This is a genomic window from Rhodophyticola porphyridii (genome assembly GCF_003688285.1).
GTDB classification, from domain to species: domain Bacteria; phylum Pseudomonadota; class Alphaproteobacteria; order Rhodobacterales; family Rhodobacteraceae; genus Rhodophyticola; species Rhodophyticola porphyridii.
This window is the reverse complement of record NZ_RCNT01000001.1, coordinates 750,649-765,826: the sequence shown is the minus strand read 5'-3', so window position 1 is coordinate 765,826 and position 15,178 is coordinate 750,649. Positions and strand designations below refer to the sequence as shown.

Genomic DNA, 15,178 nt, shown 5'->3' with positions numbered 1-15,178 from the left:
GGGTTCATAGCCGTGGGCGCGGGCCAAGGGAACCGGTTTTCAATAGAAGCTTTGCGGGTCGATATCCACCGCCAGCCGCAATCCGCCCTTCAGCTTCACCCCCCCGACCCATTCCGAGAGCGCCGGTTGCAGAGCCACGCCCTTCGGCGCCTTGACCAGCAGCCGGACCCGGTGCCGCCCCCTGATCCGCGCGATGGGGGCCGGCGCGGGCCCGTAGACGGTGGCGCCAAGCGCGCGAAGCGGCGCATCGCTGCGCGCCAGATACGTCCCGAGATCGAAGGCCGCCGCCGCATCCGGCCCCGACACGATGATCCCCGCCATCCGGCCATAGGGCGGCATGCCGGCCTGCTGGCGCTCGGCGGCCTCGGCCTGCCAGAACCCTTCCTCGTCACCCGACAGGATGGCCCGGATCACCGGATGCTCGGGCTGGAAGGTTTGCATCAGCGAGACGCCGGGCTTGTCCGCGCGCCCGGCACGGCCCGACACCTGCCGCATGAGCTGGAAGGTCCGTTCGGCAGCGCGCAGATCCGACCCCTGAAGTCCCAGATCCGCGTCGATAACGCCCACCAGCGTGAGTCGCGGAAAATTATGTCCCTTGGCGACCAGTTGCGTGCCGATGATGATGTCGGTCCCGCCCTGCGCGATCTCTTCGATCTGGGCTTTCAGCGCGCGGGCCGACCCGAACAGGTCGGAGGACAGAACAGCGATCCTGGCCTCCGGAAAGAGCTTTGCCGCCTCCTCCGCAAGCCGCTCCACGCCCGGCCCGACCGGCGCCAGTTTCCCCTCCGCCTTGCAGGCGGGGCAGCTCTGTGGCATCGGTCTGGTCTCCCCGCACTGATGACACATCAGCCGTTTCTGGAACCGGTGTTCGACCATCCGCGCATCGCAATTGTCGCAACCCACCTGATGCCCGCATGCCCGGCAGATCGTGACCGGCGCATAGCCGCGCCTGTTCAGGAACAAAAGCGACTGCTCGCCCCGGTCCAGCCGCTGTTTCACCTCTCCCTGCAAGGTCGGGGAGATCCAGGCATTGCCCGGCAGATCCTCCAGCCGCATATCGATCGCCTGCATCCGGGGCAGCACCGCCTGGCCGAACCGGGCGCCAAGGTTCAGCCGGGCGTATTTCCCGGCCTCCGCATTGGCCCAGCTTTCGAGCGACGGCGTGGCGGAGGCCAGCACGACCTGAGCCGAATTGATCGAGGCGCGCAGAACCGCCATGTCGCGCGCGTTGTAGAGAACCCCGTCCTCCTGCTTGTAGGAGGTGTCGTGTTCCTCATCGACGACGATCAGGCCAAGGTCGCGGAATGGCAGAAACAGCGCCGAGCGGGCGCCGACCACCAGTTGCGCCGCCCCCTGCCCCAGCATCCGCCAGCAACGGCGACGTTCGGTCATGGTCACGCCGGAATGCCACTCGGCGGGCTTTGCGCCGAAACGCTGCTCGACCCGGGTCAGAAACTCGGATGTCAGCGCGATCTCGGGCAGCAGAACCAGCGCCTGCCGCCCCGCCTTCAGGCAGTCGGCGACCGCTTCCAGATATACCTCGGTCTTGCCCGACCCGGTGACGCCCTTGAGCAGCGTCGTGCCGTAGCTGCCGGACCGCACCGCATCCCGCAGGACACGTGCGGCCACGGCCTGATCGGCGGTCAGTTCCTTGCCCGGGCGGTCAGGATCAAGCGGCAGATAGGGCGCGTCGCGGGGGGTGTCGGCCTCCTCCACCGCGCCATGGGCCGCGAGCCCCTTGACGACCGACGAGGTCACACCGGCCATTTCCGACAGTTCCTTCAGCGTGAAGGCCAGCCCGCCATATTCCTCCAGCGTGGCCATAACGCGCCGCCGCGCATCGGTCAGCCGGTCGGGCGCGCCCGCGCCCAGCCGGTAGACCTTCCGCATCGAGGGCGGATCGCTCAACCCTGGCGCGCGGGTGGCCAGACGCAGCATCGCGGGCAGCGGCGTGAGCGTGTAGGCGCCCGCCTTTTCCAGGAACGCGCGCAGCTCTTCGCGCATCGGGGCCACATCCAGCACCCGCCCCACGGCCCGGACCTTGGCACTGTCCCAGTCGCCGCGGCCCGGCCCCCAGACCACTCCAAGCACCTTGCGCGGCCCCAACGGCACCTCCACAAACGCACCCAGCCAGCAACCACCTTCGGGCGCCTTGTAGTCAAGCGCCCGACCCAGCGGCTCGGTGGTCAGAACACCCACCAGCTCTCCTTCTGCGAAATAGTCCCGGGTCATGTCTTTCCGCCTGGCGGCCCTTGCGATAAGAGATCGTCAAATGACCACGGCTGCCACCCGAAAGGAACCGTCCGCATGAAATTCTTTGTCGACACCGCCGATATCGATGCAATCGCCGAACTGAACGATCTCGGCATGGTCGATGGGGTCACCACGAACCCCTCGCTGATCCTGAAATCGGGCCGCGACATTCTGGAAGTGACCAAGGAAATCTGCGATCTGGTCGATGGCCCGGTCTCTGCCGAGGTTGTTGCGCTGGAGGCGGACGAGATGATCGCCGAGGGCCGCAAACTGGCCGAAATCGCCGAGAACATCACCGTCAAGGTTCCGCTCACATGGGCCGGCCTCAAGGCCTGCAAGGTGCTCTCGGGAGAGGGCAGAATGGTCAACGTCACTCTCTGCTTCTCCGCCAATCAGGCGTTGCTGGCGGCCAAGGCAGGGGCTACGTTCATCAGCCCGTTCATCGGGCGGCTGGACGATCTGAACCTCGACGGGATGGACCTGATCGCGGATATCCGCACGATCTATGACAACTACGGATACGAGACGGAGATCCTTGCCGCCTCGATCCGGTCGGTCAACCATATGAAGGACGCCGCCCTGATCGGCGCCGATGTGGCCACCGCACCGCCCGGGGTGATCAAATCCATGGCCAGCCACGTGCTGACGGACAAGGGCCTTGAGGCCTTCCTGAAGGATTGGGAAAAAACGGGGCAGAAAATTCTGTGAACATCGTGTAAGGTCCCCGCCAATCAATAAAACCAAGAGGCACGGACAAGACCATGGGCGAACGAGCAGACATGTTGGGTGATTGGCGCGAACGGGTTCTGAGCGACCCGGAGCTTATTCTGGAAGACCGCGATCTGATGCGCGCCTTGATTGCCGCGAATGACCGGCAGATGGGCGGCAACATCGTCGACATGCGCGGAATTGCGATGGAACGGCTGGAAAACCGGCTGGACCGTCTCGAAGATACCCACCGGTCCGTCATCGCCGCGGCCTATGAGAACCTTTCGGGCACCAATCAGGTGCACCGCGCGATCCTTGCCCTGCTGGACCAACCGGGTTTCGAGGGTTTTCTGAGGGCGCTCGGTACGGATGTTGCCGGGATTTTGCGGGTCGATCGCATCCGGCTGGTTCTGGAAAGCGCCGAAGCCACCGAAACAAGCGCGCCCAAGGTGCAGAAGCTCGAAGACGTGCTGACCGTCGTCGCCCCCGGCTTCGTCGAGCGCTATCTGACCGGGGGCCGCGATGTGCCGCATCGCTCGGTCACGCTGCGTCAGGTGGGCGACAGTTCCGGCGTGATCTACGGCCATGCCGCCGACTGGATCAAATCCGAAGCCCTGCTGTGCCTCGATCTCGGCGCGGGCCGCCTGCCGGGACTGCTTGTCATGGGCGCCGAGGACCCGCATCAGTTCCGCCCGAGCCAGGGCACCGACCTGCTGACCTTCTTCAACGGGGTCTTCGAACGGCTGATGCGGAAGTATCTGGCCTGAGGGCGGCACCATGACCCTCTCGCTCAGCCCTGCCGCCCGCGACCTGCTGCAAAGCTGGCTGGCCCACGTGACGGCGCTGGATGGTGCGGCGGCGACCACGGTCGACGCCTATGGTCGCGACGTCACCGGGTTTCTGGCATTTCAGTCCTCCTATCACGGGGAGCGCCTTGGCCTTGCCCCGCTCCGGTCGCTCGGCATCCGGGACATGCGGGCATGGATGGCCGAAGAGCGGCGTCGCGGCCTTGGCGCGCGATCTCTGGCGCGGCGGCTTTCGGCGGTGAAAAGCTTCTTCCGGTGGTGGGCCGAACGCGACGGGTTCGAACCCACCGCGGTGCTGGCCGCGCGGGCTCCGAAGTTTCAGCGTCCCCTGCCCCGGCCGCTGGCGGAAACCGCGGCCCGCGACCTTCTGGATAGGGTCGAGATGCAGGACGGGCGCGACTGGGTCAGCGCCCGGGATCTGGCGGTCATGACCCTCCTCTACGGCTGCGGTCTGCGGATCTCGGAGGCGCTTGGCCTGACGGCGGCGGCACTGCCCCTGTCGGACACGTTGCGCATCCGCGGCAAGGGCGGCAAGGAGCGCGAGGTGCCCGTGATCCCCGCCGCGCGGGAGGCCGTGGCGCGCTATGCCCGGCTCTGCCCGCACCGGCTTGACCCGACGGGGCCGCTTTTCCGCGGCATGCGTGGCGGCGCGCTGAACCCGCGGCAGATCCAGAAGACGGTGGAACAGGCCCGGCTGCAGCTTGGTCTGCCGGCCACGGCAACCCCGCATGCGATGCGGCACAGTTTTGCCACCCATCTGCTCGATGCGGGCGGCGATCTCCGGGCGATCCAGGAATTGCTTGGCCATGCGTCGCTCTCCACCACGCAGGCCTATACCGCAGTGGACACCGCGCGCCTGCTGGAGGTCTACCGCAACGCCCATCCGAAAGCCTGAGCCTTGCGCATGGGCCGACAACCGGGCATTGGACTCCGATGACCGCGAGACTTTCCGCCTTTCTTGTCCACGGCTTCACCGCCATCGGAGCCGCTCTGGCCATGCTGGCGCTGCTGGAGGCGATGCAGCAGCAATGGGACATCATGGCCCTATGGCTGGCCGTGGCGCTTCTGGTCGACGGGATAGACGGCCCGCTGGCCCGGCATTTCGAGGTCAAGAAACACGCCCCCGAAATCGACGGGGTGCTTCTGGACCTGATCATAGATTTCCTGACCTACGTCGTCATCCCGGCCTATGCGCTTTACGCCTCCGGTCTTCTGCCCGGCTGGACCGGCTGGCTGGCGGTTTTGCTGATCCCGTTCGCAAGCGCGCTCTATTTCTCGGATACGCGCATGAAACTGCCCGATGACAGTTTCAGCGGCTTTCCGGGCTGCTGGAACATGCTGGTGCTGGCGCTTCTGGTGATGACGCCCGGGGTGTGGGTGACGCTGACGCTGGTCATCATTCTAAGCGTGGCGATGTTCGTCCCGCTGAAATTCGTCCACCCCGTGCGCACCAAACGCTGGCGTCTGGTGACGCTGCCGGTTGCGCTGATCTGGACACTGGCCATTGGCTGGGCCGCATGGACCAATTTCGCGCCGAACCCGGTTCTGACGCTGGTTGTGGCATTCAGTTCGGTCTATCTGCTTGTGGCGGGCATCGCTCAGCAGGCGCTGAACGGACGCCACAACACCTGATCTCAGGCCCCGGGGCGCTCCCGGATCACCTTGGCGAACGCATCGAACATCGCGCCGTTGGACGCGATCAGCTGTCCGTCTTTTAGCATGTCCTGTCCGTCGCGCAGCGGGGCAACCATGCCGCCGGCCTCCCGCACGATGATGACGCCAGCCGCGATATCCCAGATATTCACGCCGCGTTCCCAGTAGCCCTCGTACCGGCCCGCGGCGACATAGGCAAGATCGAGAGAGGCTGCACCCCACCGCCGGACGCCGGCACATGCGGGCATCAGGCGGCCAAGGTCCTGCAGCGTTGCAGGCAAATATTTGCCGCCACCGAAAGGCACGCCCGTGGCAAAGACGCTTTCGATCATCTTCGCGCGGCCCGATACGCGCAGCCGCTGATTGTCGTTCAACCAGGCGCCCTGCCCCTTTTCGGCAAAGAACATCTCGTCCTTTGCGGGGTCGAACACGACGCCGGCGACGATTTCGCCCTTGTGTTCCAGTGCGATGGAGACCGCCCAATGGGGCATCCCGTGCAGGAAATTCGTGGTTCCGTCCAGCGGGTCGACGATCCAGCGGCGCGTCGGGTCGGTGCCCTGAACCTCGTCGCTTTCCTCGCCCAGAAACCCGTAATTGGGGCGCGCCTCCATCAGGGTTTCGCGCAGGATCTTCTCCGCGGCCATATCGGCCTTGGACACGAAATCGCCCGGGCCCTTGGCACTGACCTGCAGGTTCTCCACCTCGCGGAAATCCTTGGCCAGCGAGCGCCCGGCCAGACGCGCCGCCTTGATCATGATGTTGAGATTTGCGCTGCCCTGCATGACCGGCCCCTTTTCGTGGTTCAGCCCGCGCGTATAGACCTGTGTGCGCGGGCTGCCAAGGGTACAAACGGGCGCGCGCTCTAGCGGGCGGCCAATTCATCCGCAAAGCGGTGATTTGCGTCCCGGTGCCCGGCCTCGTCCGCGCGCACGGCGACGACCACCTCGCGCAGCCGCGCATCGGCAGGCAGCTTCCAGTAGTCGATGGCCAGTTCCGGCGCGGGCACGTTTTCCACCGCGCCGGCGTCCAGTTGCGCCAGATACTGTGTGTAGCTGATCACCGCCTCCTCTTCGAGATAGGCCACCACGCGATGGGCCGTGCGCGGCGCAAAGAGATACAGGAAGAAGTAGAAATTGAAGAACACCGCCTGCCCCAGCATGATCAGCAGACGTTCGAACCGGCTTGGCTCGGCGATCTTGATGAAGGTCATCAGATGCATCCGCTCGTTATCGGCCTCTTCCAGCAACTCGCGGATCCAGCCCTGATCGTCGCGGATATGGCGCAGCGCCTTGAGATGCTGCAGCAGACCGCCCACCATTCCGGGCACGGCCGCAACCGTTTCCAGCACCACGGCCCGGTGGCCGTAGCGGTTGGCAAAGAACCTGTCGGCAAAAATGCGCATGAACCTTACGGTTTTCAGCGCGATCCTGTCATGAATATCGGCCGGCGGTCGGTGAACATTCAACTCCGGGCCATGTGCTTGAACGATCTGGGTCATCTGTTGCGCCTCCTGGCTCATAGATGCGCCGGAGACAGCGCAGGGCAAGCATCTGCGACACCATGATCCGCGTTGCAATTGGCCTTTTTTTCAAGGGGATTGCGTCACTCTGCCGCCGCGGTTTTCCGCTGCAGTTTCAGCGGCTCGGTCCGGGCGAGTTTCAGCACGTGGGACATGAAGGGCTTGGTGGTGTCGTCGGCGCGGGTTGCCCCGTAAAGCCGCCGGGTCAGGCCGGTGCTGGTCAGCGGGCGGGTGACGTAACTGGCATTGTTCCGCAGTTCCCGCACCACCCAGTCCGGCAGGACCGAGACCCCGCGATTCGACGCCACCAGCAACAGGATCACCGCCGACAGTTCCACCTGCCGGATACCCTTCGGCTCCACCCCGGCGGGGATCAGCAACTGGCTGAACACATCCAGCCGGGCCCGCTCCACCGGGTAGGTGATCAGCAACTCATCGCGAAAATCCTCCGCCTCGATGAAGTTCTTGGCGGCCAGCGGATGCTGGGAGGAGGCGACGAAAACCGGCTCGTAATCGAAGAGCGGGGTGAAATCGATGCCGGGCAGGTCTTCGGGATCGGAGGAGATCACCAGATCCACCTCCTCCCGCATCAGTGCGGGCAGCGCCTCGAACTGCAAACCGGGCCGGATATCCACATCCACATCGGGCCATGCGGTGCGGAACCCCTCCAGCACTGGCAACAGCCAGTCGAAACAGGCATGGCATTCGATCGCGATATGCAAACGGCCCGATTTGCCCGATCGCAGGCCGCTGAACTCCTCCTCCAGCGCGGCGATCCGGGGCAGGATCTCCTCGGCCAGCCGCAGCAGCTTCATCCCCGCAGGCGAGAGGCGCATCGGCTTCGAGCGGCGCACGAACAGCTCCACCCCCGCCTGCGCCTCCAGACCCTTTATCTGATGGCTGAGCGCGCTTTGCGTGATGTGCAGCGTGTCCGCCGCCTTGGCCAGCCCGCCCTCCTCATGGATGGCGCGGATGGTCCGCAGATGGCGAAACTCCAGATGCATATACGCCTCATATAGATGATGAGTTTTATGAGTTTGTCTCGATAACTCCTCTATGCGACATCCAAAGGCGACTTTTCAAGGATCAGAATCGCCATGACCGCCGCACCGTCCGTCTCCTTCGAGTTCTTTCCGCCTCAATCCCTTGAGGCGTCGTTTCGTCTGTGGGACACGCTTGGCACGCTGGCACCGCTGGCGCCCGAGTTTGTCTCGGTCACCTATGGCGCGGGCGGCACGACACGGACGCTGACCCATGAGGCGGTAAAGACGATCCACAGCAATTTCGGGGTGAAGGTCGCCGCACATCTGACCTGCGTCGACGCGACCCGCGAGGAAACGCTCGCTATTGCGGACAGTTACGCCGAGGCGGGTGTGACCCAGATCGTGGCCTTGCGGGGCGATCCGCCAAAGGGCGCCGGCGCGTTCACGCCGCATCCGGACGGTTTTGCAAGTTCGGTCGAACTGATCGAGGCACTGGCAAGGACCGGAAAATTCACCCTGCGCGTGGGCGCCTATCCCGACCCGCATCCCGATGCCCCCGACATGGCGGCATGTGTCGATTTTCTGAAGCGCAAGATCGATGCGGGCGCGACCTCCGCCATCACCCAGTTCTTCTTCGAGGCGGACACCTTCTTCCGGTTTCGCGATGCCTGTGTCGCCGCCGGAATCGAGGCGCCGATCATTCCCGGCATCCTTCCGATCAACAACTGGACCCGCGTCCGCCGCTTTGCCAGCGCCTGCGGCGCCGTCATCCCCGCATGGCTGGACGAGGCCTATGCCGCCGCCATCCGCGATGGGCGCGAAGACCTTCTGTCCACAGCGCTTTGTTCGGAGCTGTGCACCGACCTGATCGAGGGCGGTGCGGGCGATCTGCATTTCTACACGCTGAACGCGCCGGATCTGACCCGGGACGTCTGCGCGGCCTTGGGGGTGACCCCCAAACTGTCCCTGGCCGAGGTCGCCTGAGCGGCGAACAGGTTACGAAAAATCGCGAAACCCGGTTTTCTCGTAACCTGTTGCCTTCCTGACGCTGCGTAAATCGCGCGGGCAGCTTGCACCGCGTTCCGGCTCGGGATTGGCTGATCACAACAGCCTTTTTCGGGACACGCACCACATGGTCGAACCGGTCTTCGCACATTCGCTCGACGCCTTGCCGGATCAGGCGCGGCTTCTGTCGCTCTCCGGGCGGGCCTTCATGGAGGCGATGCGGGACGGAGCCCTGCCTCATCCGCCCATTTCCGAAACTCTCAACTATCGTCTCGACACTGTAGAAGACGGCCGGGTCGTCTTTCGCGGCGCGCCCGAATTCGCCCATATGAACCCGATGGGAACGGTTCACGGCGGCTGGTACGGCACATTGCTAGACAGCTGCATGGCCTGCGCGGTGATGACGAAGGTGCCAAAGGGCTCCGTCTATACGACATTGGAATACAAGATAAATATCATCCGCCCGCTGTCCGTAGGCACAGAGATTCTGGCCGAAGGCATCACCAGCCATTCGGGCCGGTCCACCGGCGTGGCGGAAGGCACGATCCGCGGAGTGGAGGACGGCACACTTTACGCAACCGGGTCGACTACCTGCATGATCATGAAAATCCGCGATGGCGCATAACTGCGCTTGAATTGACTTGAGGTCAGGTTTCGGGCAAGCCCCGTTCTTCCTGAAAACTCTCATCCTGGAGATGGTCATGATATCGCCGGTTCTTCCCAGCTATTCCCGCGCGCCGCTCTCCTTCGTCAAGGGCGAAGGCGCATGGTTGGTGGAAGCCGACGGTCGACGGTTTCTGGATTTCGCCAGCGGCGTCGCCGTCATGGCCCTTGGCCACAGCCACCCGAAACTGGTCAATACACTGAGATCGCAGGCGGAAAACCTGTGGCATACCTCCAACCTCTACACAGTACCGCAGCAGGAGGAACTGGCTGCGAAACTGGTGGAGCACACATTTGCCGACACCATGTTCTTCTGCAATTCCGGCACGGAGGCGGGCGAACTGGCGGTCAAGATGGCCCGCAAATACTGGTACGAGAAAGGCCAGCCCGAGCGAACCACAATCCTGGCATTCGAGGGCGCGTTCCATGGTCGCTCCATGGGGATGATTTCCGCGGCGGGGGCGGAGAAGCTGACCAAGGGGTTCGGTCCGCTTCTGCCCGGGTTCGTGCACCTGCCCTTCGGCGATCACGATGCCCTGAGGGAGGCCGCCGCGCGCCCGGATGTCGGCGCGATCATGATCGAACCCGTTCAGGGCGAAAGCGGCATCCGCCCGGTTCCCGACCAGTGCCTGAAAGGTCTGCGCGATCTCTGCGATGAACACGGGCTGCTTCTGATCCTGGACGAGATCCAGTGCGGCATGGGCCGGACCGGCAAGCTCTTCGCGCATGAATGGGCAGGCATCACCCCCGATATCATGATGATCGCCAAGGGTATCGGCGGCGGCTTTCCGATCGGCGCGCTTCTGGCCACCGAAGCCGCGGCGGTCGGCATGACGCCGGGCACCCATGGCTCCACCTATGGGGGGAACCCGCTTGGCTGCGCCGTTGCCAGCACTGTCATGGATGTGATCACCGAGGAGGGGTTTCTGGAAGATGTGAACCGCCGCGCCGGTCTGCTTCGCCAGAAGGCGGAAGGCCTCGTGGCGGCCCACCCTGAGGTGTTCGAAACGGTGCGCGGCACGGGCTTCATGCTTGGTCTGGTCTGCAGGAAACCCAATCTGGACGTGATACGCGCGGCCCATGATCAGGAGATGCTGACCGTGCCGGCGGGTGACAACGTGGTTCGCCTGCTTCCCGCGCTGACGGTGACCGAGGAGGAGATCGCCGACGGGATCGATCGGCTTGACCGCGCCGCGACCGCGCTGGAGACGCAAGATGATGATCCCGCAGACTAGCCGCTACAGCTTTCCCCGGCTGACGCGCGCCCATTATCCGCTGATCGAAAGCTGGCTCAGCCAGCCGCATATCGGCGGCTGGTGGGGCACGGCGGCCGCCGAGATCGCCCTGATGGAGGAAGATCTGGACGCGGGCCCGACGGATATGCGGATCGTGGAACTGGACGGGCACCCCTTCGCTTTCGTGCAGGATTACCCCGCGCACCACTGGCCTGCCCCGCATTTCGCGGACCTTCCGGCCGATGCGCGCGCGATGGACACGTTTCTCGGCGACCCCGCCTTTCTGGCCAAGGGGCACGCGCAGGCCTATCTGCGACAGCGCGCGCTGGAGATCATCGAGGCCGGTACATCGACCGTCGTGATCGACCCCGACCCGTCCAATGCCCGGGCCGTCGCAACCTATCGGGCCGCCGGGTTCAGCGCATTGGAGGAACGCGCGTGCGAGGATGGCGACGTGGTGCTTGTCATGGTCTTCCGACGACAGACGACCGAACCGCCCGAACCTGCCCCGCCATCGCCTGGCGACGGCATTCCTGCGCCCGACAAAAAGACAAGTAGCTGATATGAAACATTTTCTCGACATTCACAAAACCGATCCCTCCGATCTGCGGCATATGATCAACGATGCGCGCGCCATGAAGACCGCCCGCGCGGGGCGCCCCAAGGGCATGCCCGATGACGAGCTGCCACTGGCGGGCCACATGGTGGCGCTGATCTTCGAAAAACCCTCGACCCGGACCCGGGTCAGCTTCGATGTCGGCGTCCGTCAGATGGGGGGCGAAACCATGGTCCTGTCCGGCACGGATCTGCAACTGGGCCATGGCGAGACCATCGCCGACACCGCGCGGGTGCTGAGCCGTTATGTGGATCTGATCATGATCCGGACCTTCGAGGAGGACGTGCTGCTGGAGATGGCCGAACACGCCACGGTGCCGGTCATCAACGGGCTGACGAACCGCACCCATCCCTGCCAGATCATGGCCGACGTGATGACCTTCGAGGAACATCGCGGGCCCATTGCCGGCAAGAAGGTGGTCTGGACCGGAGATGGCAACAATGTCTGCGCCAGCTTTCTTCATGCCGCGGGCCAGTTCGGTTTCGACCTGACCTTCACCGGCCCCGAAACGCTGGACCCCGAACGCGGCTTCATCGAGGAGGCCCGCGCGCGCGGAGCGAAGGTCGAGATCGTCCGCGACCCCGTGCGCGCGGTCGCCCGTGCCGATCTTGTGGTGACCGACACGTGGGTGTCGATGCATGACAGCCAATCCACCAAGGAACGCCGTCACAACCAGTTGCGGGGCTATCAGGTCAACGAAGAGCTGATGTCCCATGCCAAGCCGGACGCATTGTTCATGCATTGCCTGCCCGCCCATCGGGAGGACGAGGCGACTAGTGCGGTCATGGACGGCCCGAATTCGGTCATCTTCGACGAGGCGGAGAACCGCCTGCATGCGCAAAAGGCGATCCTGCGCTGGTGCCTGGGCGTCTAGCCCGGCCCTGACGGGGCGCCATGGGGGCCCGGTGTCGGGCCCCTGCCGGCCGGTCAGGGCAAAAGTGCTCTGGCACTCGTTGACACCACCGTGGCGAATGGTCATCGATTGCGCATGGCCGTCCCGCCCACCCCTCCGGTCCCGGCGACCCCGCAGACGGTCGAGGACCGTCCCCGCGCCGTTGCCTTCATGCTGGTGGCGACGCTTTTCATCGCCGCCACCACGCTTCTGGCCAAGGCGCTTGGGACCGATGCGCTTGGCCCTCCGCTGCATCCGCTACAGATCAGCCATGGCCGTTTCCTGTTCGCGTTTCTGGCGATCGCGGCCACGGTTCTGGCGCTGCGGCCGCGCCTGATCCGGCCCGATCTGAAAACCCATGTCGGGCGGACGCTCTGTGGCTGGGGCGGGATCAGCCTGATGTTTGCCGCCGTCGCCTTCATACCGCTGGCCGATGCCACCGCGATCAGCTTTCTGAACCCGGTCTTCGGCATGCTGCTCGCCATCCCGCTTCTGGGGGAGCGGGTCGGGCCGTGGCGCTGGCTGGCGGCGGGTATCGCGCTTGCAGGGATGATCGTGCTGATGCGCCCCACGCCGGAGAGCTTTCAGCCCGCCGCTCTTCTGGCGCTTGCGGCGGCGGCATTGATGGGGCTTGAGCTGATTTTCATCAAGCGGCTGTCGAACCGGGAAGGGCCGCTTCAGATCCTGTTCGTGAACAACGCGCTCGGGCTGCTCATCGCGTCGGTCGCGGTGCTGTTCGTCTGGGCCGCCCCGACCCCCGCGCAGTGGGGCGCGCTGGCTGCCCTTGGCCTTGCCATGGCCTGCGCGCAGGCCTGCTTCATCCACGCCATGCGCCGTGCGGAGGCGAGTTTCGTCACGCCCTTTTCCTATCTGACCCTTGTCTTCGCCGGGCTTTACGACCTGATCATCTTCGATGTACTCCCGGATGCCGTCAGCCTGGGCGGCGCGGCGATCATCATCTCCGGCGCCGCACTTCTGGCCTGGCGTGAGGCACGGTTCAAACAGCGGCCCGGAGCAGACCGGAGGGGGCCTAAGCCACCGCCGTAGCGGCTTCGTCCATCAGGTCTGGGACCCAAGACTTCACCCTCACGAACAGGGCCCGCCGCACCGCGATGTCAAGCGCCACCAGTGCGAGCCGGAGGGTGCCGGAGCCGCCATCAGCCACCCGGCCCAAGCCTGCGTGCCGCTATTCCAGCCAATCGCGCCGCGCTGCACCAGCCGGGAGGCCACCGTTGCAGATGCTCCGCCGGTCATCATCAGCCCATCGGATCCCTGCAACAGAGACCCTCACGATTTCAGCCGGTAGCCTGTCTTGAACCACCACCAGGCCAGCGCCATCACGGCCAGGATCGCGCCCGAGGCCACGCACAGCCCAAGCCAGGGCGAACTGTCGGAAACGCCGAGAACTCCATAGCGCACCCCGTCGATCAGATAGAAGACGGGGTTCCAGTGCGTGATCGTGTTCAGCCAGCCAGGCAGCGCCTCGATCGAATAAAACGTCCCCGACAGGAAACTGAGTGGCACGACGATAAAGTTGGTGATCGCGGCGATCTGGTCGAACTTCTGGGCGATGATTGCCGCGACGATCCCCAAGGCTCCCAGAAACGCGCTGCCCAGCACGACGAAGACCAGCGCCCAGACCGGATGCGCGACAGAGAGGCCGATGACCGGGAACATCACCAGCGTCACGGCCAGGGCCACCAGAACGCCGCGCAGCACGCCGCCGATGATATAGCCCAGAACCAGCTCCAGCGGGCTGAGCGGCGGCATCAGCGTATCGACGATGTTGCCCTGCACCTTGCCGATGACGATCGAGGAGGAGGTGTTCGCAAAAGCGTTCTGGATGACCGTCATCATCAGGATGCCGGGCGCGATGAAATGCAGGAAACTGACACCCATCACCTCGCCGCGCTGCCCGCCGATGGCCAGCGAGAAGATCAGGATGAACAGGCCCGCGGTCACGAGCGGCGCCAGAAGCGTCTGCGTCCAGACCACTACAAATCGCATCACTTCGCGCTTGGCCAGGGTGTACAACCCCAGCCAGTTGACCCGCCCGAAACGGCGCACGCCCATTCCGGTTTGCGCCGCTGTCGCCTGTCCGTCCATCATTCCTGCCCTTTCGCTTCTCGCCGCCTTGTATCCATCTCCATAGACAAGATAGAGTAGGGGTTCCAATTCGCTGGTCCCGGGCCCATATGCAAGGGCCGTGGCGCACCGAGCCATGTGCATAAACGAGCAGGAGGACGCAGATGTCCTGGACCGACGAGCGTGTCGAGAAACTGAAGAAGATGTGGGGCGAAGGCCAGTCGGCCTCCCAGATCGCCAAGGAACTGGGCGGTGTCACACGTAATGCAGTGATCGGCAAGGTCCATCGGTTGGGCCTGTCGAACCGGGCCACCACCGGTGCGACGGGCAAGCCCGCGCCCGCGAAGGAACCGGCGAAAGCCACATCTAAGGCCTCGCCATCGGCCCCGAAACCTGCCCCCAAGACCGAACCCGCCCGTGCCGAGACCGCGACGGAGGCGGCACCGCGCCCATCGAACGTGACGCCGTTGCGCAAGCCGATCGTGCCAGCGGGGCAGCCTCTGCCCCCGCAACCCTCGGCCAACGAGATCAGCCCCGAGGCGCTGGCCAAGGTGAACGAGGTCGAAAAGCATGCCAAGCGCATCAGCCTGATGGAACTGACCGAGCGGACCTGCAAATGGCCCATCGGCGACCCCGCCACGGACGATTTCTATTTTTGCGGCCTTCCGGTGCAGCAGGGCAAACCCTATTGTGAAGCGCATGTGGGCGTGGCGTTCCAGCCGATGTCCAGCCGCCGGGATCGTCGGCGCTAGACCCTCTT

General features: G+C 64.7%; 16 protein-coding genes. 11 read left to right on the top strand and 5 right to left on the bottom strand.

Annotation, left to right across the window (positions count from 1 at the left end):
- Positions 1-39: 39 nt before the first annotated feature.
- Positions 40-2,232 (bottom strand): primosomal protein N', encoded by a 2,193-nt coding sequence (locus D9R08_RS03930; RefSeq protein WP_121896655.1) that lies wholly within the window; start codon positions 2,230-2,232, stop codon positions 40-42.
- Positions 2,233-2,307: 75 nt separating this feature from the next.
- Between D9R08_RS03930 and fsa the strand changes: the two genes are divergently transcribed.
- Genes fsa through D9R08_RS03910 form a run of 4 tightly spaced genes read left to right on the top strand, consistent with a single transcriptional unit; the run spans position 2,308 to position 5,399 of the window.
- Positions 2,308-2,961 (top strand): fructose-6-phosphate aldolase, encoded by a 654-nt coding sequence (fsa, locus tag D9R08_RS03925; protein ID WP_121896654.1) that lies wholly within the window; start codon positions 2,308-2,310, stop codon positions 2,959-2,961.
- Between the two features lie 53 nt (positions 2,962-3,014).
- Positions 3,015-3,728 (top strand): DUF484 family protein, encoded by a 714-nt coding sequence (locus tag D9R08_RS03920; protein WP_121896653.1) that lies wholly within the window; start codon positions 3,015-3,017, stop codon positions 3,726-3,728.
- A 10-nt stretch (positions 3,729-3,738) separates the two neighbouring features.
- Positions 3,739-4,662, top strand: coding sequence for a tyrosine recombinase XerC (locus D9R08_RS03915; RefSeq protein ID WP_121896652.1), 924 nt, complete (start codon positions 3,739-3,741; stop codon positions 4,660-4,662).
- Positions 4,663-4,700: 38 nt separating this feature from the next.
- A complete protein-coding gene (locus tag D9R08_RS03910; RefSeq protein ID WP_121896651.1) occupies positions 4,701-5,399 on the top strand; it encodes a CDP-alcohol phosphatidyltransferase family protein in 699 nt (232 codons plus the stop codon).
- 2 nt (positions 5,400-5,401) lie between these two features.
- Here D9R08_RS03910 and D9R08_RS03905 read toward each other — a convergent pair whose 3' ends face one another.
- The 3 genes from D9R08_RS03905 to D9R08_RS03895 all read right to left on the bottom strand — a co-directional run bounded on the left by D9R08_RS03905 (position 5,402) and on the right by D9R08_RS03895 (position 7,943).
- A complete protein-coding gene (locus tag D9R08_RS03905) occupies positions 5,402-6,202 on the bottom strand; it encodes an inositol monophosphatase family protein (protein ID WP_121896650.1) in 801 nt (266 codons plus the stop codon).
- 80 nt (positions 6,203-6,282) lie between these two features.
- Complete coding sequence (locus D9R08_RS03900; RefSeq protein ID WP_121896842.1) at positions 6,283-6,918, bottom strand: alternative oxidase; 636 nt, start codon at positions 6,916-6,918, stop codon at positions 6,283-6,285.
- Positions 6,919-7,022: 104 nt separating this feature from the next.
- Positions 7,023-7,943: a LysR family transcriptional regulator gene (locus D9R08_RS03895; RefSeq protein WP_121896649.1), complete on the bottom strand. Its 921-nt coding sequence runs from the start codon at positions 7,941-7,943 to the stop codon at positions 7,023-7,025.
- A 93-nt stretch (positions 7,944-8,036) separates the two neighbouring features.
- Here D9R08_RS03895 and metF point away from each other — a divergent pair, with 93 nt between their 5' ends.
- From metF to D9R08_RS03865, 6 genes are all read left to right on the top strand, one after another.
- Complete coding sequence (gene metF, locus D9R08_RS03890; protein WP_121896648.1) at positions 8,037-8,906, top strand: methylenetetrahydrofolate reductase [NAD(P)H]; 870 nt, start codon at positions 8,037-8,039, stop codon at positions 8,904-8,906.
- 148 nt (positions 8,907-9,054) lie between these two features.
- Complete coding sequence (locus D9R08_RS03885; protein WP_121896647.1) at positions 9,055-9,552, top strand: PaaI family thioesterase; 498 nt, start codon at positions 9,055-9,057, stop codon at positions 9,550-9,552.
- Between the two features lie 76 nt (positions 9,553-9,628).
- Positions 9,629-10,825 carry an aspartate aminotransferase family protein gene (locus tag D9R08_RS03880; protein ID WP_121896841.1) on the top strand — a complete coding sequence of 399 codons (1,197 nt, stop codon included), beginning with the start codon at positions 9,629-9,631 and terminating at the stop codon, positions 10,823-10,825.
- A complete protein-coding gene (locus D9R08_RS03875) occupies positions 10,809-11,387 on the top strand; it encodes a GNAT family N-acetyltransferase (RefSeq protein ID WP_158598920.1) in 579 nt (192 codons plus the stop codon). The genes D9R08_RS03880 and D9R08_RS03875 overlap by 17 nt, the downstream gene beginning before the upstream one ends.
- Before the next feature lies 1 nt (position 11,388).
- Positions 11,389-12,315 (top strand): ornithine carbamoyltransferase, encoded by a 927-nt coding sequence (argF, locus tag D9R08_RS03870; protein WP_121896645.1) that lies wholly within the window; start codon positions 11,389-11,391, stop codon positions 12,313-12,315.
- A gap of 114 nt (positions 12,316-12,429) precedes the next feature.
- Positions 12,430-13,380, top strand: coding sequence for a DMT family transporter (locus D9R08_RS03865; protein WP_121896644.1), 951 nt, complete (start codon positions 12,430-12,432; stop codon positions 13,378-13,380).
- Positions 13,381-13,620: 240 nt separating this feature from the next.
- On the opposite strand, the gene D9R08_RS03860 is transcribed toward D9R08_RS03865, so the two are convergent.
- Complete coding sequence (locus D9R08_RS03860) at positions 13,621-14,442, bottom strand: ABC transporter permease (RefSeq protein WP_407690588.1); 822 nt, start codon at positions 14,440-14,442, stop codon at positions 13,621-13,623.
- Positions 14,443-14,582: 140 nt separating this feature from the next.
- Here D9R08_RS03860 and D9R08_RS03855 point away from each other — a divergent pair, with 140 nt between their 5' ends.
- Complete coding sequence (locus D9R08_RS03855; RefSeq protein ID WP_121896643.1) at positions 14,583-15,170, top strand: GcrA family cell cycle regulator; 588 nt, start codon at positions 14,583-14,585, stop codon at positions 15,168-15,170.
- The last annotated feature ends 8 nt before the right edge of the window (positions 15,171-15,178 follow it).